The sequence below is a fragment of the Pseudoalteromonas sp. MB41 genome (assembly GCF_020966275.1).
GTDB classification, from domain to species: Bacteria; Pseudomonadota; Gammaproteobacteria; order Enterobacterales; family Alteromonadaceae; genus Pseudoalteromonas; species Pseudoalteromonas lipolytica.
On the sequence record NZ_JAJJZF010000023.1, the window covers coordinates 14,270 to 36,841 of the forward strand.

Annotated in this window: 20 protein-coding genes and 5 tRNA genes; 6 read left to right on the top strand and 19 right to left on the bottom strand. The window is 42.7% G+C overall.

Annotation, left to right across the window (positions count from 1 at the left end; genetic code table 11):
* Positions 1-43: 43 nt before the first annotated feature.
* From LPA49_RS17585 to LPA49_RS17600, 4 genes are read right to left on the bottom strand one after another with little or no spacing between them, the layout of a single operon-like run.
* On the bottom strand, positions 44-793 hold the full coding sequence (locus LPA49_RS17585) for a L,D-transpeptidase (RefSeq protein WP_065978429.1): 750 nt from the start codon (positions 791-793) through the stop codon (positions 44-46).
* Positions 790-1,902 (bottom strand): mandelate racemase/muconate lactonizing enzyme family protein, encoded by a 1,113-nt coding sequence (locus LPA49_RS17590; RefSeq protein WP_196857624.1) that lies wholly within the window; start codon positions 1,900-1,902, stop codon positions 790-792. Before LPA49_RS17590 ends, LPA49_RS17585 begins: the two co-directional genes overlap by 4 nt.
* 8 nt (positions 1,903-1,910) lie before the next feature.
* Positions 1,911-3,287, bottom strand: coding sequence for an SH3 domain-containing protein (locus LPA49_RS17595; RefSeq protein WP_230237368.1), 1,377 nt, complete (start codon positions 3,285-3,287; stop codon positions 1,911-1,913).
* 16 nt (positions 3,288-3,303) lie between these two features.
* A complete protein-coding gene (locus LPA49_RS17600) occupies positions 3,304-4,614 on the bottom strand; it encodes a hypothetical protein (RefSeq protein WP_230237370.1) in 1,311 nt (436 codons plus the stop codon).
* Between the two features lie 168 nt (positions 4,615-4,782).
* Here LPA49_RS17600 and LPA49_RS17605 point away from each other — a divergent pair, with 168 nt between their 5' ends.
* Positions 4,783-6,798, top strand: coding sequence for a TonB-dependent receptor (locus LPA49_RS17605; RefSeq protein WP_230237372.1), 2,016 nt, complete (start codon positions 4,783-4,785; stop codon positions 6,796-6,798).
* A 466-nt stretch (positions 6,799-7,264) separates the two neighbouring features.
* Here LPA49_RS17605 and LPA49_RS17610 read toward each other — a convergent pair.
* The 11 genes from LPA49_RS17610 to xerD all read right to left on the bottom strand — a co-directional run bounded on the left by LPA49_RS17610 (position 7,265) and on the right by xerD (position 14,772).
* Positions 7,265-7,341, bottom strand: a tRNA-Arg gene (locus LPA49_RS17610).
* Between the two features lie 111 nt (positions 7,342-7,452).
* A tRNA-Arg gene (locus tag LPA49_RS17615) sits at positions 7,453-7,529 on the bottom strand.
* Between the two features lie 46 nt (positions 7,530-7,575).
* Positions 7,576-7,652, bottom strand: a tRNA-Arg gene (locus tag LPA49_RS17620).
* A gap of 22 nt (positions 7,653-7,674) precedes the next feature.
* Positions 7,675-7,751 (bottom strand) — tRNA-Arg (locus LPA49_RS17625).
* A gap of 33 nt (positions 7,752-7,784) precedes the next feature.
* Positions 7,785-7,877 (bottom strand) — tRNA-Ser (locus tag LPA49_RS17630).
* Between the two features lie 112 nt (positions 7,878-7,989).
* A complete protein-coding gene (locus LPA49_RS17635; RefSeq protein ID WP_118844781.1) occupies positions 7,990-8,187 on the bottom strand; it encodes a hypothetical protein in 198 nt (65 codons plus the stop codon).
* 257 nt (positions 8,188-8,444) lie between these two features.
* Positions 8,445-9,980 carry a lysine--tRNA ligase gene (gene lysS, locus LPA49_RS17640; protein WP_036970557.1) on the bottom strand — a complete coding sequence of 512 codons (1,536 nt, stop codon included), beginning with the start codon at positions 9,978-9,980 and terminating at the stop codon, positions 8,445-8,447.
* 26 nt (positions 9,981-10,006) lie between these two features.
* A protein-coding gene (gene prfB, locus LPA49_RS17645; protein WP_230237374.1) for a peptide chain release factor 2 occupies positions 10,007-11,105 on the bottom strand; the annotation gives its coding sequence in 2 pieces (ribosomal slippage) (positions 10,007-11,029 and positions 11,031-11,105; 1,098 coding nt in all).
* A 143-nt stretch (positions 11,106-11,248) separates the two neighbouring features.
* Complete coding sequence (recJ, locus tag LPA49_RS17650; RefSeq protein ID WP_036970559.1) at positions 11,249-12,970, bottom strand: single-stranded-DNA-specific exonuclease RecJ; 1,722 nt, start codon at positions 12,968-12,970, stop codon at positions 11,249-11,251.
* Positions 12,971-13,042: 72 nt separating this feature from the next.
* Entirely contained in the window at positions 13,043-13,777 is a 735-nt protein-coding gene (gene dsbC, locus LPA49_RS17655) for a bifunctional protein-disulfide isomerase/oxidoreductase DsbC (protein WP_036970561.1), read from the bottom strand.
* A gap of 59 nt (positions 13,778-13,836) precedes the next feature.
* On the bottom strand, positions 13,837-14,772 hold the full coding sequence (gene xerD / locus LPA49_RS17660; RefSeq protein WP_036970563.1) for a site-specific tyrosine recombinase XerD: 936 nt from the start codon (positions 14,770-14,772) through the stop codon (positions 13,837-13,839).
* 120 nt (positions 14,773-14,892) lie between these two features.
* Between xerD and fldB the strand changes: the two genes are divergently transcribed.
* A complete protein-coding gene (gene fldB, locus LPA49_RS17665) occupies positions 14,893-15,414 on the top strand; it encodes a flavodoxin FldB (protein WP_036970565.1) in 522 nt (173 codons plus the stop codon).
* An 84-nt stretch (positions 15,415-15,498) separates the two neighbouring features.
* Here the strand turns inward: fldB and LPA49_RS17670 are convergent, their stop codons facing one another.
* Positions 15,499-15,867 (bottom strand): DUF2147 domain-containing protein, encoded by a 369-nt coding sequence (locus LPA49_RS17670; protein WP_227006850.1) that lies wholly within the window; start codon positions 15,865-15,867, stop codon positions 15,499-15,501.
* A 164-nt stretch (positions 15,868-16,031) separates the two neighbouring features.
* On the opposite strand from LPA49_RS17670, the gene LPA49_RS17675 reads away from it, so the two are divergent.
* Entirely contained in the window at positions 16,032-16,466 is a 435-nt protein-coding gene (locus LPA49_RS17675; protein WP_065978437.1) for a hypothetical protein, read from the top strand.
* A gap of 262 nt (positions 16,467-16,728) precedes the next feature.
* Positions 16,729-17,409 (top strand): hypothetical protein, encoded by a 681-nt coding sequence (locus tag LPA49_RS17680; RefSeq protein WP_074989444.1) that lies wholly within the window; start codon positions 16,729-16,731, stop codon positions 17,407-17,409.
* Between the two features lie 54 nt (positions 17,410-17,463).
* On the opposite strand, the gene LPA49_RS17685 is transcribed toward LPA49_RS17680, so the two are convergent.
* Positions 17,464-18,162, bottom strand: coding sequence for a tRNA1(Val) (adenine(37)-N6)-methyltransferase (locus tag LPA49_RS17685; protein WP_065978439.1), 699 nt, complete (start codon positions 18,160-18,162; stop codon positions 17,464-17,466).
* A gap of 76 nt (positions 18,163-18,238) precedes the next feature.
* Between LPA49_RS17685 and srmB the strand changes: the two genes are divergently transcribed.
* The gene (gene srmB / locus LPA49_RS17690) at positions 18,239-19,465 is read left to right on the top strand and encodes an ATP-dependent RNA helicase SrmB (protein WP_036970576.1); all 1,227 of its coding nucleotides are present in this window, start codon (positions 18,239-18,241) and stop codon (positions 19,463-19,465) included.
* A gap of 217 nt (positions 19,466-19,682) precedes the next feature.
* Positions 19,683-20,012, top strand: coding sequence for a BON domain-containing protein (locus tag LPA49_RS17695; RefSeq protein WP_074989443.1), 330 nt, complete (start codon positions 19,683-19,685; stop codon positions 20,010-20,012).
* Positions 20,013-20,057: 45 nt separating this feature from the next.
* Here the strand turns inward: LPA49_RS17695 and LPA49_RS17700 are convergent, their stop codons facing one another.
* Positions 20,058-20,990 carry a hypothetical protein gene (locus LPA49_RS17700; protein WP_074989442.1) on the bottom strand — a complete coding sequence of 311 codons (933 nt, stop codon included), beginning with the start codon at positions 20,988-20,990 and terminating at the stop codon, positions 20,058-20,060.
* Positions 20,991-21,035: 45 nt separating this feature from the next.
* Positions 21,036-22,421, bottom strand: a complete 1,386-nt coding sequence (gene radA / locus LPA49_RS17705; RefSeq protein ID WP_036970582.1) for a DNA repair protein RadA — start codon at positions 22,419-22,421, stop codon at positions 21,036-21,038.
* Positions 22,422-22,572: the final 151 nt, after the last annotated feature.

Genomic DNA, 22,572 nt, shown 5'->3' on the forward strand with positions numbered 1-22,572 from the left:
TCCACTATTACGACAAAAATAAAATACTTTTATTTTATTATTTTTAATTTTCCAGTACCGGCAATTGCCACTGACTTTGTTTTTGCTGATATTGCTGCTTAGTTAAACTCACCAATAATGGTTTTTTACGCTCATCAAGCCAAGCTAATAAGGTATCCATATCGGTTTCGGTCATCGCTGTACATCCTGCTGTTGGTTTACTGGGCGCACGCCATAAATGCATAAAAATACAACTGCCCGCCCCATCGACATTGTAAGGATTGTGCTTTACCACGATCCCCTTTTTATATAAGTCGTCTTGGCTGTAAATATCACGGCGCATCCATTCAGATGAGTTTTTTACCGCAGCGTCTCCCACTTCTGACTTATCAACGAGTTGGTTGTAAAAAGGAGACCCTTTTACATCAATGCAGTAATCGTTAGCAGTCATAGCTTGATAGCTAAGATTCGTTTGTAATGTGTCTAAGTAACCAAATGCAGTACCTAGTTCAAAGATACCCGCTGGCGCTTTGCCATCCCCCTCTTGTTTTTGCAAACCAGCTTGCGCTGGATGTAAGCCAACACCCCAAGCAAGCCCAGTACGCCCAAGCACAACAGCGTGTTGATCACCTTGTTGTTGCCATTGTCGCCCTTTTTTTTCAAAGCGATAAAGCGTCGCATCAATTGCGTCACTGTCATTGGCTACAACCACAACTAATTGTTGATGTGTATTATCAATCACAGGCGTGTACTGCTGCGAGCTTGCACAGGCGGTTAAACTCATTGCTGCAACAAAACTAAAGATTTTTTTCATTCTGGCCACACTCCATTTGTTATCAGTTCAAGACCGTTGATTAATTCAATACCAAGACCTGGGGCATCCGAAAGCGTGATCTGTGGGCCATTAAATTCAACCCCACCTTGCACCGGATCATACTGGCCAAGGGCTGGACCATCTAAATCAATTTTACTAATTTGTTGGGCTTTTGCGGATGCTAAATGTGCAGCACCCGCCACAGCAATACTGCCCTCAAGCATACAACCAATCATACACTGCGCTTGATACTGCGCAGTGATATTGGCTATTTCAATCGCACGGCTCAACCCACCGGTTTTCATCAGCTTAATATTAATAATATCAACGGCGCCAAGCTCTAAAAGCTGAATAACCTGCTGAGGAGAAAAAGCACTCTCGTCGGCCATAATCGGTGTATTAACACGATCAGTAATGTATTTTAGTCCTTGGATGTCGTTACTTTTAACAGGCTGCTCTACAAGCTCAAGCACGACTCCGGCGTGTTCTAGTTGCTGTAAGGCCTGCACTGTTTGCTTAGCACTCCAGCCTTGATTAACATCAAGACGCAAGAGTGCTTTGCTTGCAAAGCCCGCATAAATTGCTTTAACACGCTCAATGTCTTGATTCAGGTTATTGCCGATTTTAACTTTTAATACATCGAAACCTTGATCAACTGCGAGCTGGCAGTCGCTGAGCATCTTATCGATATTATCAACACTGATAGTGATATCTGTTTTAAGCTTTGATTGCCCGCCACCGAGTAATTTATACAATGGCGCTTTATAAAGCTTGCCCCATAAATCATAAACAGCAATTTCTAGCGCCGCTTTTGCGCTACTATTACCGACTACTGTCGTTTGTATAATATGGGTGAGCTGATTAATATTTTCTATTTCGAGGCCCAATAATTTCGGCGCAATAAACTGCTTAATAACGCTTATCATGCCTTGGTGAGTATCCCCTGTAATAACTGGGGTTGATGCTGCTGAACCATAACCAATCTGGCCGCAGTGAGTCTCGATGATCACCACTAAATCTTCTATAAAACTAACTTCTCTCAACGCCGTTTTGAATGGGGTCACTAATGGCACTTTGAGCTTTGCAAAACGAATTGCTTTAATTTTCATACAGGCCTCTAGCGAATACGTTTAATGTTGTACACACGGTCTAAATAGCTGGTTTCTTGCGAGAGTCTTAACGGCAATAATGGAGTAACCGATACCCCATTTAGAGCACTGCTGTAAAAACTACCATCGCCTTTGTTGTAGCCAAGCCCTTTCACGTCGTGAATTACGTACGGCTCACCTTGGTGTTCACCTAAATACATCATCACATGACCTGGAATATAAATTAAATCACCAATTGCCATATTCTTAACAACGGATAATTTAGACGCTTCATTGGCATTTTTATCAAAGCGGCTATTTTTACCGTACTCACTGCTCCCTTGCTGACCGGAGTTACGTGGCATGAGTAAACCAAAACTTTTATAAATTTCACCCACAAAACCAGTGCAATCTCGGCCATTGTAATCGTGCCCCCATCCATACCGCTCACCTAAAAACTTAAAGCCTTGCTTAATCAGGTTTTGTTCGGTGTAGGCGAGGTAACCGATATTTACATCTGCGGTTTTACTGATCATTGCTGGCTTTATGGCTAATTGGCCATTTTCATCGCGCGTTGGTAATTGCACAATATGGCTGGCATAGGTATTTTGCCCATTCAGTAAGTAAGGAACTTGCTCGTTATCAACAAGGGGTAAACGCACCCCCATATCAAGCTGAACTTCTGAGCGTGCATCATCATTAGGCACATAAGCAGTGTGCACTTTAGCGCCAGTGATGACTAAAAAGTTTTCTTGGTCACGGTACGCTTTAATTTTATCAGCATCGGCAAAAGCAATATCCTCAGCGGGCGTCCACGCTAAATAGTTATAAGCACGCACTAAAAGCCACTTTTTATCCGCGCTTTGATGCAAGACAGCGACACTCTCTCCCGGAAACATGCCACTTTCTTGAAAGCGATCTAGGTCGTGATCTAAGCCACTGTTGAGCACCCGTTCCCACGTTGGAAAGGTCCGTAATGACGTACGCTTCACCACCACACCAAAGCGAACTAAGTTAGTACTCGCAACCTTATTAATATTTAAATTTGCCTGATATTTAGCAAAATCTTTCGCTGTTAATTGACGTCCGTCAGTAAAAAAGCGCGGGCTTTTTGGCACTGAGCTGGCTTGATTAATTAAACTGGTGAGCTCAGTTTTAGACAACGACTTTTGAAATGAAAGTGGGTCAACAATGTATTTATTATCTTTAATAAGTTTTTCATTAAAAGCCTGAATTTGCGCATTACTCATGATCATTTTTGCCGATGCGCCTTGCTGCAACCAATAACTAGGTGACAACTGTGACTGAGTGACGGCTATCACATCTGACTGCCACCCTTCGGCATGCATAGGTGAGCTAAAGGCAACACCTAGGCTAATTGATAAAGCGATAATTGAACGACGCATATGTGTTCCTTAATACTTATTGAGCGCGTGAATCTAATAGTTTTGTAAAAGCTGCCTGCAAATTTTGCTGCATTAGCTTGCCTACTTTTGGCAAGTGGGCTTCCTCTGCACCAGGGGTTGCTTGCTGAATACTCAAGGTAAACTCGCGACCGCCATTAATTTGCCCCAAGCAAACATGAGCGAGCATAACCGTTTCGGTCGCAGAGCGAGTTTCACTTGGGCCCCAGCCGATTTTTTGCCACACTCGCCACTGCCCATTTGTCGCGGTATCAAGTACTTCTTTTGCCGAGCGTGTATCATTGGGTGCAATCGCTTTTGCAAGTGCATTAGTCACAAGATGACTGATGCCAATCATCATACCACCTCCGCCAGCCTGTTGTTCGCTATGACCTGTGCCATTAAGGAGTACATCTACATCGCTACTTTGCAAATACGGCATACGGGTACTGGGTTCACGGTCGTGACTAACAAGGCGTTTTAACCATTCAGCTTGTGCCAAGGTAGTCATTGCCTTATTACCCGTTAAACCGCAGTTATCACAACGGTAACTTAAATAACCAGGATCATCACGATTTGCTTTGTAATGGCTGATCTTTGCATCATGTTCTGGGTGTGCAGGGTCATGCCAATATTCATCAGATGGCATAAACTGCTCACCGCCATAGGCACCATTAAATAATAAACCAGGGGTTTCGAGCTTTAACCAGTCATTATAAAAGAAGCTTTGTAATGTATTGCGCCCAGCAACATTAATAAAATAACTCGCGATTGCATTTGAATTGCCATCCGCTTTTCCAAATGGCTCATAGCTATTTACGCTACTAATTAAATCAGCCAAGGGAGTATCACCAGCCAGTGCGTGCGCACCTAATTTAGGCTGCTCTTTTCTCACGGTAGCGACAGCACCTGTGAAGGCTTGAATCTTTGATGAGCTCCACGGCTCATAAAGCTCATTGTGCGTGCCATCGCTTAAGTAACGGTAAGCAAGTGCCCCACCTCTTACCTGATAATCAATAACAAGCAATTTTCCTTGCTGTTGAGACGGAGAAAAATATTGCCAATCCGCGGCAATTCGAGACTGCCAATCAGGTTGCTGATAAGCCACTTGGTCAGCACTTTTATAGCCTTTTCCAGCCCCATTATTAGTGAGACTTAAACAACCGGTATTATTTAAATCACGTGGCATGATTGCAGGTGCCATCATCACTTCGGCAAAAAACTGCTCGTCAGTCATTGTGTCCACGGGGTTATTCGCGTGACAGCCAACTAACAGAAAAAGGCTACTACACAGCGTAAAATTGAGAGAGCGTAAACGCATGGTGTGCATAAAATAAAATTCCCACTTATTTTTATTTTTGGAATATTTTATTAAATTTAACACAAATTTCCCATGAAGCAAATTAACTCAGCTTTATTACGATTCATCTATTCTGCATCCAAAAAAATGACTTACGCGTATATACTTTTAATACCAAATAGAAAAGGGATTTATAAAATGAAAAAGTTATGCTTTATTGCGGGCTGTCTAAGCTGTTCTGGTGGCGCATTTGCTAATATTGAAAAAATTACCGTATATGGCCACCGCACTGGCTTAATCGGTGAATCAATCAGCGCCTCAAGTGGCATTATTGGCCAAGGTGAGATTGAAAATAGACCCATGCTCAGAAGCACAGAGCTACTTGAGTTAATCCCTGGTATGGCCGTTACTCAACACAGTGGTTCAGGTAAAGCAAATCAATACTTTATTCGTGGTTTTAACCTTGACCATGGTACAGACTTTTCAACCAATATTGATGGTATGCCAATCAATATGCGCAGCCATGGACATGGTCAAGGCTATACAGACTTGAACTTTATTATTCCCGAAACGATTGCCACAGTCAGTTATCAAAAAGGCAGTTACGATGCCAAGCAAGGTGACTTTTCAACTGCGGGCAGCGCCTACTTTCACCTGACAGATAACCCAAAGCATCAACAGTTAGATTTCACTATTGGTGAGGATAACTATTTACGCGCGGTTGCTTTAGGCAGCATTCCACTTGGTAATAGTAAACTTATTGGCGCCACAGAATGGCAAGGTTACGACGGGCCATGGCAAGACATTAAAGAAAGTGTAAATAAAAAGAACGCCCTCCTTCGTTTAGTTAATGAGTCTAAGCACGGTAACCTATCCATCAGTGCTATGGCATATGATAATACGTGGAATTCGGCTGACCAAATTCCGCAACGCGCCGTTGATCAAGGTATCATTTCATCGCTGGGCTCTTTGGACACCACATTAGGTGGCAGCTCTAGTCGCTATAGCTTATCGGCTAATTGGCAAAACGAACACCTCACAGCTAATGCCTATGTAATTGATTACAAACTGAACTTGTATTCTAATTTCTCGTATTTTCTTAATGATCCTGTTAATGGCGACCAATTTAATCAACGTGATAATCGTACGGTGTCTGGCGGGGCAATCAGTTATCAATTTTCGGATGTTTTAGGCTCTATTTTACTGAATCATGATGTAGGTGTTGAACTTCGTAACGATAACATTGATAACGTAGGACTGTATAACACACAGTCGAGAAATTACTTATCAACCGTACGTGAAGACCGTGTTGACGAAACAAGTTATGCTGCTTATTGGCAAACCCAACTTACTATGAGCCCTCAATTAGAGGCCACTGTAGGCGTACGCTATGACTATATTGATGCGAGCGTTAACAGCGATAATCACTTAAATTCAGGCGATGCAAATGACGATTTACTCGGTTTCAAAGCAAGCCTAACTTATTTATTCAACGAGAACGTAGCGGGTTATGCCAACTGGGGGCAATCGTTTCATTCTAACGATGCACGCGGCGCAACAATTCAACAAGACCCTTTAACCCTTGCAGCCACGGATACCGTTGATTTGCTGGTTAAAAGTAATGGTGCTGAGTTGGGCATGCGCTACTTTGATGAAAAGCACTTTAACTTTTCAGCGGCACTGTGGTGGCTTTCACTTGACTCAGAACTCCTCTTTGTTGGTGATGCAGGCAATACTGAAGCCAGTGATGCATCAACACGTTACGGATTAGAACTAAGCGCTTACTATTGGCTAGCCGAGACACTTAGCCTTGATGCTGAAGCATCGTTTACACATTCACGCCTAGACATAGATAGCCAGAACGACCGCATTGAAGGGGCTGTGCCAGTAGTTGCCAGTGCTGGGGTAAACTGGCACATAACAGAGCAATGGCAAACATCGTTGCGTCTTCGCCATATAGGTAAACGCATGCTCAATGATGATGGCAGTCAACGTTCAGAGCCTTTGACCGTCGTTAACGGTTTAGTTAGTTACCAACATACTCACTGGAAAGTCGGCTTAGAGCTACTTAATCTATTCGATAGCAGTGATCATGATATCGATTACTATTATGCATCACGCTTACCGACTGAGCCCGCAGGGGGAATAGAAGATAATCACTACCACCCCATAGAGCCACGTACGCTTAGATTCAACGTCAGTTTACTCTTTTAGAGAACCTGGTCTGTGTACTTTTGCAAGTTAGTGATTAGGTCACGGTAAAGCGATACACTGTTATCTTTGATGCGGTCGAGGAAAAAGTCGTCAGTAATGCGAGTTATTTGCTGGCGCTTGTTCTTATCACTTAACTTACTGCCAACAATTCCTATTAGTTCAGAAATTTTTAACGCAGGTAGCGACTGGTTTAATCACTCAAAATGATTAAGTATTTTTGCAAAATGGTATAATACCATTCCGCTTAATTAAGTGGTCTATTTTGAGGCAATAAAACCGCGTTGATAACAAGGCAAAAATTTAGTTATTTAGTTGTTCTAAATCAGAAATTTTTAACGCAGGTAGCGACTGGTTTGATCACTCAAAATGATTAAGTATTTTTGCGGATTGGTATAATACCGCGGCTGCGGATTTCGGGCACAAAAAAACCGACTTTCGTCGGTTTATGTCACTTTCAGAGTGAAAGTGGCGGACGCGGGAGGATTCGAACCTCCGACCGCCTGGTTCGTAGCCAGGTACTCTATCCAGCTGAGCTACGCGTCCGCAATAGTTCTGCTTATTTACGTCTTGCAATGACGGTGTCGTTTAAACACAAAAAAACCGACAGTTTGTCGGTTTATGCTTTCTTACATTGCTGTATGAATGTATAGAAAGTGGTGGGCGCAGGAGGATTCGAACCTCCGACCGCCTGGTTCGTAGCCAGGTACTCTATCCAGCTGAGCTATGCGCCCACATTCTATTCTAGTTAGTTTAAGTCTCACTAAGACTTTTCAAAAGTGGTGGGCGCAGGAGGATTCGAACCTCCGACCGCCTGGTTCGTAGCCAGGTACTCTATCCAGCTGAGCTATGCGCCCACATTTTGATGTTAGTAAAGGATGGTGGGCGCAGGAGGATTCGAACCTCCGACCGCCTGGTTCGTAGCCAGGTACTCTATCCAGCTGAGCTATGCGCCCATTCTTTACTTTACAAGATAACCATTTAAAAAATGGTGGAGAAGGAGGGATTCGAACCCTCGATAGAGCTACAAACCCTATACTCCCTTAGCAGGGGAGCGCCTTCGGCCACTCGGCCACCTCTCCGTCTTGTGGGGCGTATAATAAAGATTTCAGAAAATATGTCAAACACTTTTCAAGGAAAATCGCACAGATGGTTATAGATTGTCCACTACGGGTAAAAACAACAAACTTTTGCTCAGCCTTTGACCGGTTTTGCTTTTTGTCTGAACGAATCGATGCCCGTTAATGGGATATGCTCATCGGTTATTTCTGCTAAATATTGATCCTGATAGCCTAGTTGTTGAAACTCGGCGATGCAGGCACGATAAAAAGCTTCACGTTGCTCATCGCTTTTACTGGTGTCTGTCTGCAACTGCACAGGCTTTTTTGTCATTATAATTAAGTCCACTAATACGTTGAACGACATTTGTACAATGTTCTCATACTCGTATTAAAAAAACACCACTGTAATTACGAACAAAAGGCGATGTTTAACACTTTTACTACAACAACAACGCAGACTTAATCAGTATTTCTTTTTTTATCAATTAATTATAAATCAGTAGTCACAGAGCTCAACGTTTAAAATCAGAAATTTCCGATAATAAAAACGCCGCTAAAAAGCGGCGTTTATTAGAGTCTTAGTACTGATTAATCAGCTTGCGGACGCATATGAGGGAATAAAATAACGTCTTTAATCGTTGATGAGTCTGTAAATAGCATCACCAAACGGTCAATACCAATGCCCTCGCCTGCTGTTGGCGGTAAGCCGTACTCTAATGCACGAATGTAGTCTTCGTCGTAGTGCATTGCTTCATCATCACCCGCGTCTTTCTCTTCAACTTGACGAGAGAAACGTTCTGCTTGGTCTTGTGCATCATTTAGCTCAGAGAAACCATTTGCAAGCTCACGACCCCCTACAAAGAACTCAAAACGGTCAGTAACAAATGGGTTTTCATCGTTACGACGAGCCAGTGGCGACACTTCCCAAGGGTATGCCGTAATAAATGTAGGTTGAATTAACTTATGCTCTGCAGTCTCTTCGAAGATTTCACACAAGAACTTACCTGGGCCCCATACACAGTTTTCAGGTACTTTAACGTGAACTTGCTTCGCATACGCTTTAAGCTCTTCAAAATGATTTTCTGGGTCATTAAATACAGCCGCATCAAAGTCAGGGTTGTACTTAAGGATAGCTTCGCTCATTGTTAAACGTGCGAAAGGCTTACCAAAGTCATACTCTACAGAGTCAACTACGTCGCCATGCTCGTTTTTCGTTGTGTTAACAACGATTGGTGAACCCAGTACGTCTGTTGCAACTGTACGTAGCATATCTTCAGTGATGTTCATTAAGTCGATGTAATCAGCGTATGCTTGGTAGAACTCAATCATCGTGAATTCTGGATTATGACGCGTCGATAAACCTTCGTTACGGAAGTTACGGTTGATTTCGAATACACGCTCAAAGCCACCCACAACTAAACGTTTTAAGTAAAGCTCTGGCGCAATACGTAAATACATATCGATATCAAGTGCATTGTGATGCGTTACGAATGGGCGTGCAGACGCACCACCAGGGATAACCTGTAGCATAGGCGTTTCAACTTCCATGAAATCACGGTCTGCTAAGAAACGACGAATACCTTCTACCACTTTTGAACGAATACGGAATGTCTCACGCGTCGCTTCATTGGTGATTAAATCAACATAACGTTGACGGTATTTTGTTTCTTGGTCTGATAGACCATGAAATTTCTCTGGTAATGGACGCAGTGACTTAGTCAGTAGCTCATACTCAGTCATTTCGACGTATAAATCGCCTTTGCCTGATTTATTTAGCGCACCTTTAACACCGATGATGTCACCGATATCAAGTTGGCCGTATTTTGCTTTTAATTCTTTTTGTACGTCTTTTGATGCGTATGCTTGAATTTGACCTTTCATGTCTTGTAACGCAAGGAAAGGACCACGTTTAGCAAGGATACGACCTGCTACTGAAACTACATGTTGCTCAGCAACTAATTCTTCTTTCGATTTATCACCAAACTCAGCTTGCAAATCAGCCGTGTAATGTTCACGACGGAATTGGTTTGGATGACCGTTGGCTGGGCAATTTTCGCGAATAGCGTCTAATTTGCCGCGACGCTCAGCGATTAACTTATTTTCGTCTTGGATTTGATCAGTCATTTTTTAGCTCTTTTTTAGCTTGGTGGTTATAGGCCAGATTTAAGGCTGGCTTCAATAAATTTATCTAAATCGCCGTCAAGAACCGCTTGAGTATTGCGGTTTTCAACGCCCGTTCGTAAGTCTTTAATGCGCGAGTCATCAAGCACGTATGAACGAATTTGACTTCCCCAGCCAATGTCTGATTTTGCATCTTCTTGGCTTTGCTTCTCGGCATTTTGTTTTTGCAACTCAAGCTCAAACAATTTCGCTTTTAACTGCTTCATTGCTTGGTCTTTATTTTTATGCTGCGAACGCTCATTTTGGCACTGCACAACCGTATTGGTTGGTAAATGCGTAATACGTACTGCTGATTCGGTGGTATTTACGTGCTGACCACCCGCACCCGACGCGCGATATACGTCAATACGTAAGTCGGCGGGGTTAATAGCAATTTCAATATTATCGTCAATTTCTGGGTACACGAAAGCAGACGCAAACGAGGTATGACGACGACCGCTTGAATCAAACGGGCTTTTACGCACTAAACGGTGCACACCCGTTTCAGTTCGTAACCAGCCATATGCATATTCGCCAACAAAGCGAACTGTCGCCCCTTTAATACCAGCCACATCACCGTCGGTTGCTTCAACAAGCTCAACTTTAAAGCCTTTCGCTTCACCCCAACGTAAATACATGCGCAGTAGCATATTACACCAGTCTTGCGCTTCAGTACCGCCAGAACCCGATTGTAAATCTAAGTACGCGTCGTTTTGGTCATGGGCACCTGAGAACATACGACGGAACTCAAGCTTTTCTAGTTGCGCATTTAAATCGGCTAATTCAGCCTCGGCTTCAGCAAAGGTTTCCTCATCTTCGGCTTCAACAGCAAGTTCAACTAAGCCTTCAACATCTTCAGTACCGGCCACTAAATTATCAATGGTCTCAACGATAGCTTCTAATGCCGACTTTTCACGGCCAAGGGCTTGAGCACGCTCAGGCTCATTCCACACTGCTGAATCTTCAAGTTCTGCGTTAACTTCTTCTAACCGCTCTTTTTTAAGAGGGTAGTCAAAGGTACCCCCGAAGCAGTTCAGTACGTTCGCGAATTTCCTTGATTTGATTAATCACAGGATTCACTTCAAACATGTACATTACTCCAAAATGGCTGATTTACCGCGCACAGCTCTCAAGATGAATTACGGTAAAATATCTACAAATATTAAAAACGCCCGATTTTAACAAAAAACCGAGCGTTTTATTAGCCTTTTATGTCGATTATAGCGATATTTTTATGTCGCTTTTTGTAGCTCTCGAATAATCAGTTGTAACGAGAATTTGCCACGGAATTCATTTATATCGAGTTGGTAGGCAGCTTTAACATAGCGTGCTTCGGTATCGGGCCAGGCACGCACATCGACACCAAATGCAATACCATCAACCAAACGTCCAGATTGATGCTTTAACACGAGTTTTAAGTGCTTTTCACCTACAATACGTTGTTGAATAATCTCGAATAGGTGCTCGAATACCGGCTCGGGAAATTGCTGTCCCCATGGCCCTGCATTTTTTAACAGGTTGGCAAACTCCATCGAAAAACACTCATTTGGCAACTCGCCGTCGGTCAACAAAATACTTTGTTTATGCTCATCGGTCAGTGTGTCGGTGACCATACGCTCAAACACAGCTTTAAACTCGGGAAAACTCTGCTCATTAATGCTCAAGCCGGCTGCCATTGCATGCCCCCCAAACTTACTGATTAAGTGTGGGTGTAGAGTATTCACTCGTTCAAGTAAGTCACGCATATGCAGACCTTCAATTGAACGACATGAGCCTTTTATTTCACCGTTATCGCCCGCGGCAAAAATAATCGTAGGCCGGTGATATTTCTCTTTTAAACGCCCCGCTAATATACCAATTACCCCTTGATGCCAGTCAGCTTGATACAAGCAAATCGCATCGGGGATAGCGTCGGTTTTAAAGGCAAGGCGATCGAGCACGGCCTGCGCCTCAACCTGCATGCCCTGCTCTATTTCGCGGCGCTCATGATTAAGGCTGTCGAGTTCACTGGCAATACGGCGAGCTTGATTTATGTCGTTTGATAACAAGCACGCGATGCCTAAGCTCATGTCATCTAAACGCCCTGCAGCGTTTAAGCGAGGAGCCAATGAAAAGCCAAAGTCACTGGCACTTAAACGTGCCGCATTTCGATTAGCCACTTCAATTAAAGCGCTTATTCCCGGACGAGTTTTACCACTGCGAATACGTGCTAATCCTTGGTGAACCAACGTACGATTATTAGCATCAAGCGCAACGACATCAGCCACCGTACCAAGGGCGACAATATCAAGTAACTCAGCAAGGTTTGGCATTGGACTATGCTCAAAGGCCCCTTGTTCGCGTAAGTGGCTGCGCAGCGCAATTAATAAATAAAATGCCACGCCTACACCGGCAATCGATTTAGATGGGAACTGACAATCATGGCGGTTAGGGTTCACGATAGCATCTGCATTAGGCAGCGTATCCCCTTGTAAATGATGATCTGTAACCAGTACCTTAATACCGGCGCGCTTCACAATCGCAATGCCATCAATGCACGAAATACCATTATCCACTGTAATAACCAGCTCAGGCTTCATTTCAACAATTTGCGCCGCCAGTGCGGGGCTTAAGCCATAACCAAGGCTAAACCTATCAGGCACTAAATAGTCAAGGTTGTTAAACCCAAACATGGCCAAGCCTTGCATTAAAGTGGCCGTACTGGTTGCACCATCGGCGTCGAAGTCACCGACAATTAATACTCGCTGTTGTTCTGCGAGTGCCTGTTGCAGTAATAATACGGCTTTGTCTATGTCTTTAAATAATTTAAAGTCATGCAGGGTCGCTGCACTGTTATCTAATTCATTGGCATCTTTTACCTGGCGCGAGGCATAAATTTGCTTAATAACGGGATGTAAGTGTTGAGGAAGGTATGAGTCATCGACACGGGGACGAACTTGGATTATTTTTTCCATGTTGGAAGTATTACTTTAGTTAGCTTAAAGCGAATAAAAGGCCTACCTAAGGTAGGCCTATTTATAAAAAGATTATGAAGATGTTTTTGGTAAGGCATCAAGCGCTTGGCTAATTTGTGCTGCTGATTGATAACCTGGGATCATCGTTCCATCTTCTAAAATAATTGCAGGTGTACCCGACATACCAAAGCTTTGGCCTAATTGATAATGCTCAGCAATAGGGGCACTGCATCCTTCTACCTTGGCAACCTCTGCACCGGCTTTGGCTTCAGTTAGTGCTTCTGCTGGGTCTTTTGCACACCACACATTCATTAAGTCTTCGTAACCTTTACCGCGTAAACCGCCACGAGGGAAAGCTAGGTATTTTACGGTGATGCCCGCTTCTAAGAAATCGTCTAATTCGCGGTGTAATTTACGACAGTAACCGCATGTAATATCGGTGAATACAGTAATTGAATGTTTTTCATTTTTTGCTTTATAAACAATCATTGAATCTTCGTATTCAGCCACACCCGCCTTACGTACATCACTTAATGCGTGCTCAGTGAGATTGACGCGATTTTGAAGATCAATCAGCGTACCTTGCATTAAAAATTGACCGTCAGGGCTTGCGTAAAGTACCCCCTTGTCAGTAATTAGCTCTTTAAGGCCAGCAACAGGGCTTGGGTTTACTTTTTTAACCGTAACACCTAACTCAGCAAATTTAGCAATAATTGGCGCATCTGCAGCGTCGGTGGTCGACACACCATTTGCAAACACACTTAAACTCGTACCAAGCAGTGCCGTGGCTAAAACTAACTTTTTCATAACTATCCTATATCCTGATCATTTATTATATAGACCGGTACATCTTTAAAAATCTTGCACTAAGCACGTGGATGATGTTGCTCGTGTACCGACTTCAATCTCTCATTCGCTACATGGGTATAAATCTGTGTTGTTGATAAGTCACTGTGACCTAACATCATTTGCACGACACGAAGATCAGCCCCATGATTCAGCAAATGCGTTGCAAACGCATGTCGAAGCGTATGCGGTGATAACGGCGATTCAACTGATGCCAAAATAGCATAGTGTTTGATACGATGCCAAAAAGTTTGTCGCGTCATGCCAATCCCTCTCTTAGATGGGAACACAAAGTCAGTTGCATGCTTGATCATCTGCGCGCGGCCAACTTTTAAAAAGCGCTCAAGCCAATACATCGCTTCTTCACCAAGCGGCACTAAACGCTCTTTATTTCCCTTACCTTTGACGAACACAACTGCTTGGCGCAAGTTAATTTGCTCCATCCTAAGCCCTACCAGCTCAGTGACGCGCAGACCCGTTGCGTATAAAAGCTCCAACATCGCTTTATCGCGCAGCCCCATAGGCTCTTCAATATTAGGCGCAGCGAGTAGTGCTTCAACCTCAGCCTCAGACAGAGTTTTGGGTAATGACTGCCCTGCTTTTGGCTGTGCAATATTCAGCATTGGCGAATCAGCAATGGCTTTTTCACGTACAAAGTATTGGTAAAAACGTTTAAGCGCACTGATGCTGCGCGCAGTGCTGCGTGATTTAAGCCCTAAATCAACTCGGTATGCCAAGTATGCTTCAATATCTTCACTGCTGACAGCCAGTAGATCTTTGTCTTTTAAAAACTGACAAAACTTATCAAGATCGCTGCGATATGCCATCAATGTGTTTTCACTGACCCCTTGCTCAAGGTACAAAATATCTAAAAACAGCTCTAAATGTTCGGCATTGTTTGACGTTATTGCTACTTTTTCAGCTGTGAAATTATTTTCAGCCACGCGTATTGTCATCCTTATCAAGGTATCAATTAAAAAAGCCTTACGGTAAAATAGTATCAAACTACAGGAAGATAGATACTAAAAGCAGCTTGAGTAACTATCATATCAAGCAAATAGACGGTGATAAATACGATGCAGATTGGTTTATTTTATGGTTCTACTACTTGCTATACAGAAATAGCGGCAGAGAAAATTCGCGATATTATCGGGCAAGATGTTGTCAGCTTACACAATATCAAAGATGAGCCATTAAAAAATGCAGAACAATTCGATTTCGTTATCTTCGGCATTTCAACGTGGGATTTTGGTGAGTTACAAGAAGATTGGGAATCTATTTGGGACGACATCAAAGAGGTGAATCTAAACGGTAAAACCGTGGCCCTTTTTGGCATGGGCGATCAGCAAGGTTATGGCCAGTGGTTTCAAGATGCTTTGGGTATGCTACACGACGAAATTTGCCATCAAGATATTACCTTCTTAGGTCTATGGCCTAACGATGAAAGCTATGAATTTGAAGCGTCAAAAGCTCTCACAAATGAGGGTAAACACTTTGTTGGATTGGCACTTGATGAAGACAGCCAATATGAACTCAGCGATGAACGTATTGCTAATTGGGTTGAGCAGGTGATGACTGAATACAGCGAGACCCTGTAATATTCACTCCCTAATTAAGTGAATTGCTGCATAACCCATTTATTTATTAAAACGCCAAGCATTGCTTGGCGTTTTAATGTCAGGCTATTCAACACGCTGCCAGTATTGGTTGCGGTAGAAAAAGGCGATATAACCGCGTACTTCAAGCACTTTTCCCTGTTCTTTAGGGGTGAGCTTTAAGGTGTAGGTTTTGCCATTATTAGGGTCAAGAATTTCACCGTCTTGCCAACTGCCATCGCCCGCTTCTTTCGCGCCATCGATAATGGCCATTCCCAAAATTGGCTTATTTTTTTTATCGCCTTTACATGCATCACATATTGCATCTTGTTTGGCTGGGTTAAGAATTTTTTCAACTTCACCAATAAGTACACCGTTTTGCTCACGAATGCGTACCAAAGATTTAGCTTCATTGGTTTCTTCGTCAATGGTTTTCCAAAGCCCGACAGGGCTCATTGCAGCGACGCTTAATTGAGAAAATAAAAGGGCTGATAAAGCGATTGTGAGTCGTAACATAAAATACTCGCATAAAATTTAAGGCCTTATTACTATATCAGGGCTTGGTAAAACACACCATTTTGCTATGATCAGAAAAAGACAACACATTGCGAGGGAACACAATGAGTCAATATACGTTACTTACCGGAGATATTGTCAGCTTCGACAATAATCAAGTCACCCCAATTAAAGCAGATGGCGAGATTAAAACAAACCGCTTTGGTGAGTCATTATTTATTCCGCATAGCGCTAAAACCGCCGTAGAGCTTGGTAAACTCGACGATAATTTATTTAACTTAAACAAATTAATGCGCTCTGGGTATGCCGACCCCTGCCCTGCCACACGCGTGCTAATAGAAACCAAAGATCCTTTACCTGATATCGATGGCTTATTGATAAAACGCCGTTTTAGTATCATTGATTTTTGCAGTGCTGAAATAGAAAAACAGCACACAAAAGCAGTCTTAGATGCCTTGCTTGAGCTTGAGCATGTTCAACAAATTCAACTTGATGAAGTAATGCAGCTGCAACCTCCCGTGCAATTAAGTGCAAAATAGAGGTACAATCAACGCATCAATATGCCATACCAATTCGCTTAATTAAGTGCGCTATTTTGGGGCGATAAAACCTCGTTGAAAACAAGGCAAAGGTTTCGTTATTTAGTTGTTCTCGGCAATTGCTCCTGCATTGCTCTGCATCCATGCAGTCGTAAATCAGCAATCTTTAAAACAGGTCGCAACCGGTTTAATCCCTCAAAATAATTAAGCATTTTTTGCGAATTGGAACCATACGGCAGCTTCATTAGTAAAAGGATAAACAATGAAAAATGCGCTATTTTTACTCTTTGCAACAACGCTGCTTGTAGGGTGTGAGGAATTAGAAGTCGAGGAAAGTCATGATTTTGGCAACCAGATGTATGAGAACAAGTATACATTGATAAACACCACCGCCTTAGAGGTTGACTACTCCATGGCAAATACCGACCTGTTTGGTAACGCAAGAGAAGTCAGTGATGCGCAATATTATGTAGACACGCTCGCATCAGATTCATTACCTGTTGATATAACACACCTTCACAATGAACGACGCCGTATTTCATTTTATGTAGAAGATCACAGTGAAGCGAGCAACTTCGCAGAGCAAATGTATCAAGTGGACAACGACCAGCCTTACCATTTTGTCGCCTGGCAAAGTGGAGAAAAGCTGCGTTTAACGCTCATAAAACAGACTCAAAGTAACAAAGAGGGCTTTTTTGCCGTCCGCTTTCTTGCCACCGAAAACATTCGCTTAAAAATAGAGAATCAAATAGTTAACCTATATCAAAATCAATTAAGTACGTGGTATCACACTGATGACTGCGCAGATGATATTAAAGTCTCTCGACTGAATGATGAAGGTAAGCGTGTTGATGAATCAGTTGCCATTTGTCATGCCTCATATGGACATTCTTATACATTATTAGTAAGCGAAGATGGCCTACAATCGAGCATCAGTGAATAGCAAATACGACCTTTTAGAGTAAAGTGATGACGGACTATTAATGGCTGGTATGCGTCACATTTTCAAATAAAAGTCCTTGCATAGCGCACTATATTCAGCACTATACGCGCCACTGTTTGCATGAATCGTTAAATGTGTTGTCGTTAAAGGGGCTGCAACCTGACTAAATAACATTAAACTGCGACTGGGTGCTTTTTTCTCGGTTGTTTTAACTAAACACAGGTGGTTTAAATACCAGCCTTCTTGCTCTGCAATGGCAATAAATTGCTCGGCCTCAGGACAAGGCAGTATCACATTGAGCAGAGTATGTGCATGACTCAGCGCACTACACGCTTTGATTAATTCGCTAAAACTCAATCCATCGGTGTGGCGCGCTGTATTGCGTGCTGCATTATCGCCTTTAAGGCTGGCATTGAAATAAGGTGGATTAGTGATAATTGCATCAAAGGGGGTTGCTGCTTTAAAAGACTGCACAGCCCCTTGATAAAGCATAATGTCAGGCCAAGGGCTATTAGCAAAATTAGCGCGAGCATCAATACACGCGTTAGCCTCTATTTCGATAGCGTTAACAACCGCCTTCGGCGCACGTTGTTTTGCCATTAAAGCAAGCAACCCGGTGCCTGTGCCAATATCAACAATTCGTGCAGCATCGCTTACATGTGCCCATGCACCCAACAAAATCCCATCTGTTGAAACTTTCATTGCAGTGTGAGTTTGCCCTATCGAAAACTGTTTAAACACAAAACCTGACATTTTTTCACCTTTTCATTCACCAACAGCTGGATAGCGCGTATAATTAACGCCAATTGTCCTCTATTTATGTCACTCTATGCAATTTTCTGAATTTGATATCGATAACAAGCTGTTAAATGCCATTAATAAAATGGGTTTTGATACGCCAACCAGCATTCAACAACAAGCGATCCCTGAAGCATTACAAGGGCGCGATATTTTGGCATCTGCACCCACAGGTACCGGTAAAACAGCCGCGTTTTTGATCCCAGCTATTCAATACTTGCTTGATTTCCCTCGTCGTGACCCTGGTTTTGCCCGCGTACTTATCATGACTCCTACTCGCGAGCTTGCTTATCAAATCCATGAGCATTGTGAACAGCTTGCTGAGCAAACACACCTTAAAATAGGTGTCGTGACGGGCGGCATTAACTATGGAACGCACAAAGAAATTTTTGAGAACAATAACGACATTCTTATCGCGACACCTGGGCGCTTAATGGAATACCTCGAAACCGAGAACTTCCATGCTGAAAATGTCGAAATGCTTATTTTAGACGAAGCCGACCGCATGCTCGATATGGGCTTTCGTAAAGAAATGCTGCGTATTTGTGATGAAGCCAGAAATCGTCGTCAATGTTTTCTATTTTCAGCCACACTTGAAGGTGACAGTGTTGAGCTTTTCGCTGAGCGTATTTTAAATGATCCTGCGCTACTAGAAGCAGAATCGTCGCGTAAAGAAAAAGCAAAGATCCACCAGTGGGTTCACTTAGCCGACGACTACAACCACAAGCTTAAAATGTTAGTCGATATCTTAAACGGCGATGATATCCATAAAGCGATAGTGTTCGTTAAGACCCGTGAACGCCTAGAATCATTAATTGGTGCGTTAAATAACGAAGGACTGCGCGTTGCTTGGTTACGTGGTGAAATGCCACAAGATAAACGCATGAAAGCAATGGAGAACTTCCATTCTGGCCGCAATAAAATATTGGTAGCAACCGATGTGGCTGCCCGTGGTATTGACGTGGCAGATATCAGCCATGTGATTAACTTTGATATGCCTCGCACCGCAGATATATACGTTCACCGTATTGGACGTACTGGTCGTGCAGGCAAAAAAGGAATCGCGATTTCATTTATCGAAGCGCATGACGTTGCCATTTTAGGCAAAGTTGAGCGTTACATCGAACAAAAACTAAAGCGTCGAGTAATCAAAGGGATAGAGCCGCAACACAAAGAAGCAAAAATCCCTTCTAAAAAGAAAAAAGATCCAGCAAAGATCAAAGCGAAGAAAAAGGCAAAACCAAAAAAGAAAAAGTAGTGCGTGCTTAATAAGCCTTGTTAATAAAAATGCCGAGCCTGTCTCGGCATTTTTATCGCTGTTATTTGCCGTGTCTTTTTTACTGAACTATGTGTAATTACTTCACATACAGTTTCTTCAAAAAAATAAAACCTATAAAAATCAACAAACTAAAATTGGAACAGAATTTGTAATTGTTCATACAGAGTTCAATCTGTCATTATTGCGAGGGAATTGTATGAGCCGTTTCAAATTATCTGTTGTCGTAACCTTATTTAGCTGTCTTTTTTTATTGGCTTGCGCCACACAAGTCAGTGCCAACACCCATGTTTTAACAACCAGTACTTCGGCGCAACCGCGATTACAGCAAGTGGCTTTAAAGAAACTAACGAATAACCGCAATTTTAAAATTGAAAACTTACAGGTTATTGTAAATGGCGATACGATTGAATTATTAGGTTCAACGGAAACGGGGTTTCAACGTGCGCTGGCACAAAAGTTCTTAGAACACAGTCAGGGTGTAAGGCATGTAAAAAATAACCTTAAAGTGAGCAAACTAGAGAGTTGAACACTTTAAGGTTATTGAAGCTAACGCACGGCTGCGGTCAGCGGGTTATTCACCACTCGCTTTTAAATTAATAAATTTCGCAAGCTCTTCAGGCTGACCAACCAGCATCATGATTTGCTGGTTGATTTGCATCATCGACTTGCCTTCAGGTAGGCGTGCCGATAAAGACAATTTTGATAAACCACTGGCAAAGTTTTTAATCGCAGTGTCTAACTCCGCACTTACAGGAGCTTGTTGTAATTGCATTGCCACAACTTGCTCAAGGTCATCAAGTGTCATGCCTTGCGCTTTTAAGAAGCTTTCGACAACAGTTTTAAGTTCACCGTCGTCGTTGATTTCAAGCTCGATACTGCGCGGCTCTAATTGGCTCATTGCCGCCATCATTTTTGATTGTTGCTGTAGTTGTTGCTCTAAAGTGAGCTCAGCCCCATTCGCAGCATTTTGTGCTTGGCTGATTGATAAAGATGCTTCCATCAACGCCGTTGAATTTGCTAAACCAAGATTAAAACGTACATCAGCCACTTCGCTTGCCTTCACGTTAAGCGCAAACTTGCTATCACCTGACTCTTTGTTGTAATCAAGCGATGAATTCACGTTGTAACTCGTTGCGGCAAGCTTATTATTCGCACTGTCTGGAAGTTGCGATAAAAACTCATCACTAAAGCGGAAATTTGTCATCACGAAGCCCGTGTGGGGTGGGATCGCATCAACTTCGTAACCCGTCACTTCAATATTGTCGATAGTGGCAATGGTTTCATCGCCTTCAATGCTTTGCACATTTATACCAGACAACTGCATGCTGCTACTGAACACGCTTGCTGAAATATCGCTGTAAGTGATATCTACACCACTTTGGCTTGATAAAGCGCTTAGTTGCTTATCAACAACCTTTTTCACTTCCTGTGTTGCTGTATAGTTTGCGTAAACGACGCCACCTACAGCTGCAGCAACAACGGCTGCAATTACTAACTTTTTCATTTTATTTCCTTTGATTGGTGTTTTTTATAGTCTATCAAATTACAACTAGTTTATTAAAGACAGTAACTCATGCACTGTTTTAACAGGTGTAATTTTTGCGCCCAATCCTTCCATTGATTTATGGTAGTTACGATATGGAATAAAAATTTCAGTGAAACCATGCTGAGCGGCTTCTTTTACTCGCGGCACCCCACTGTCGATGGGCCTAACGTCACCATTTAAGCTTAATTCGCCCATAATACAGGTGGTTCTTGGCACAACAAATTCATTCAAACTACTCAACAATGCCGTAACTAATGCTAAGTCGATACAGGTTTCAGACTCATCAATTTTTAGGCCACCGACAATATTAAAAAACGTGTCATGAAAAATTTTAGTCTTGGTGTGTTTACGCAAAATCCCTGTGAGCATTTTGATACGATTCATATTTAAACCAACACACACTCGCTGCGGAAACTCAGCCTCGGTTTCTGTGGTTAAGCACTGAATCTCTAACAATAAATTACGATTACCTTTACGAATACATGTAATAGCCGATCCCGGCGATTCGGTGCTTGATCCCGATAAAAATATTTCGCTTGGGTTGTCAACACTGAGCATACCGCGCTCACACATTCTAAAAATACCGACGGTATCAATATCGCCAAAACGGTTTTTATTGGCACGTAAGGTACGAATTTGCCCATCGTTGGTATCAATATGCAGCAGCGCATCAACAATATGCACTAAGGTTTGCGGGCCTGCGATTTCGTTGTTTTTATTTACGTGAGCAATAATGAACATGGTGACGTCATTTTGCTTACAATATTGAGTGAGTGCTTGTGCTGCACTTTTAACTTGTGAAGGAGAGCCTGGGCTGCCATTAGCGGCTTCTGTCACAACCGCTTGAATTGAATCGATCACCGCAAACTTAATCTTGTTCTTATCAAGCTCTTCAATAATTGCTTCAACGCTGGTTTCTGACAGTAAATAAAGCTCATCAGGGTTATAATCTAAACGCAGTCGGTTTACACGGTTTTTAAACTGCGATAATGACTCTTCTGCCGTACAATAAAGTGACGGCATCACTTTCGACATGCGAGCAATTAAATCTGACAATAATGTCGTTTTTCCAGCCCCTGGATCGCCCGAAATAATATTTACGGAACCGGTGGTCACACCGCCACTTAATACACGGTCTAACTCACCAATGTCGGTTAAGCGTTTTTCTGCTTCGGCGGTTTCGACTTCATTAATTTTTTTTGAGCCGCCGCCAACACCGCCTGCGTAGCCTGCAACCACGGCACGGCTTGCCGCTTGTTTTGACTGTCCGGCTGAGGGCTTAAATTCTGCTAGCGTGTTCCATGCACCGCACTTACACTGTCCTTGCCAGCGCTGATAGTTCATGCCGCACTCTGTGCAGACAAATTCGATTTTTGCTGATTTTGCCATTCGGCCTTACCTATTTAGGTCGCTAATTTGTGACTAACTTGTTATTAAAAACTGACACTTAACACAATTAATGTATAGTAAGTTTATAATCACAAAAAGATAACTCGTTGTAACTAAAACCTCTTACTCCAGCTCTTTATTCAACACACTG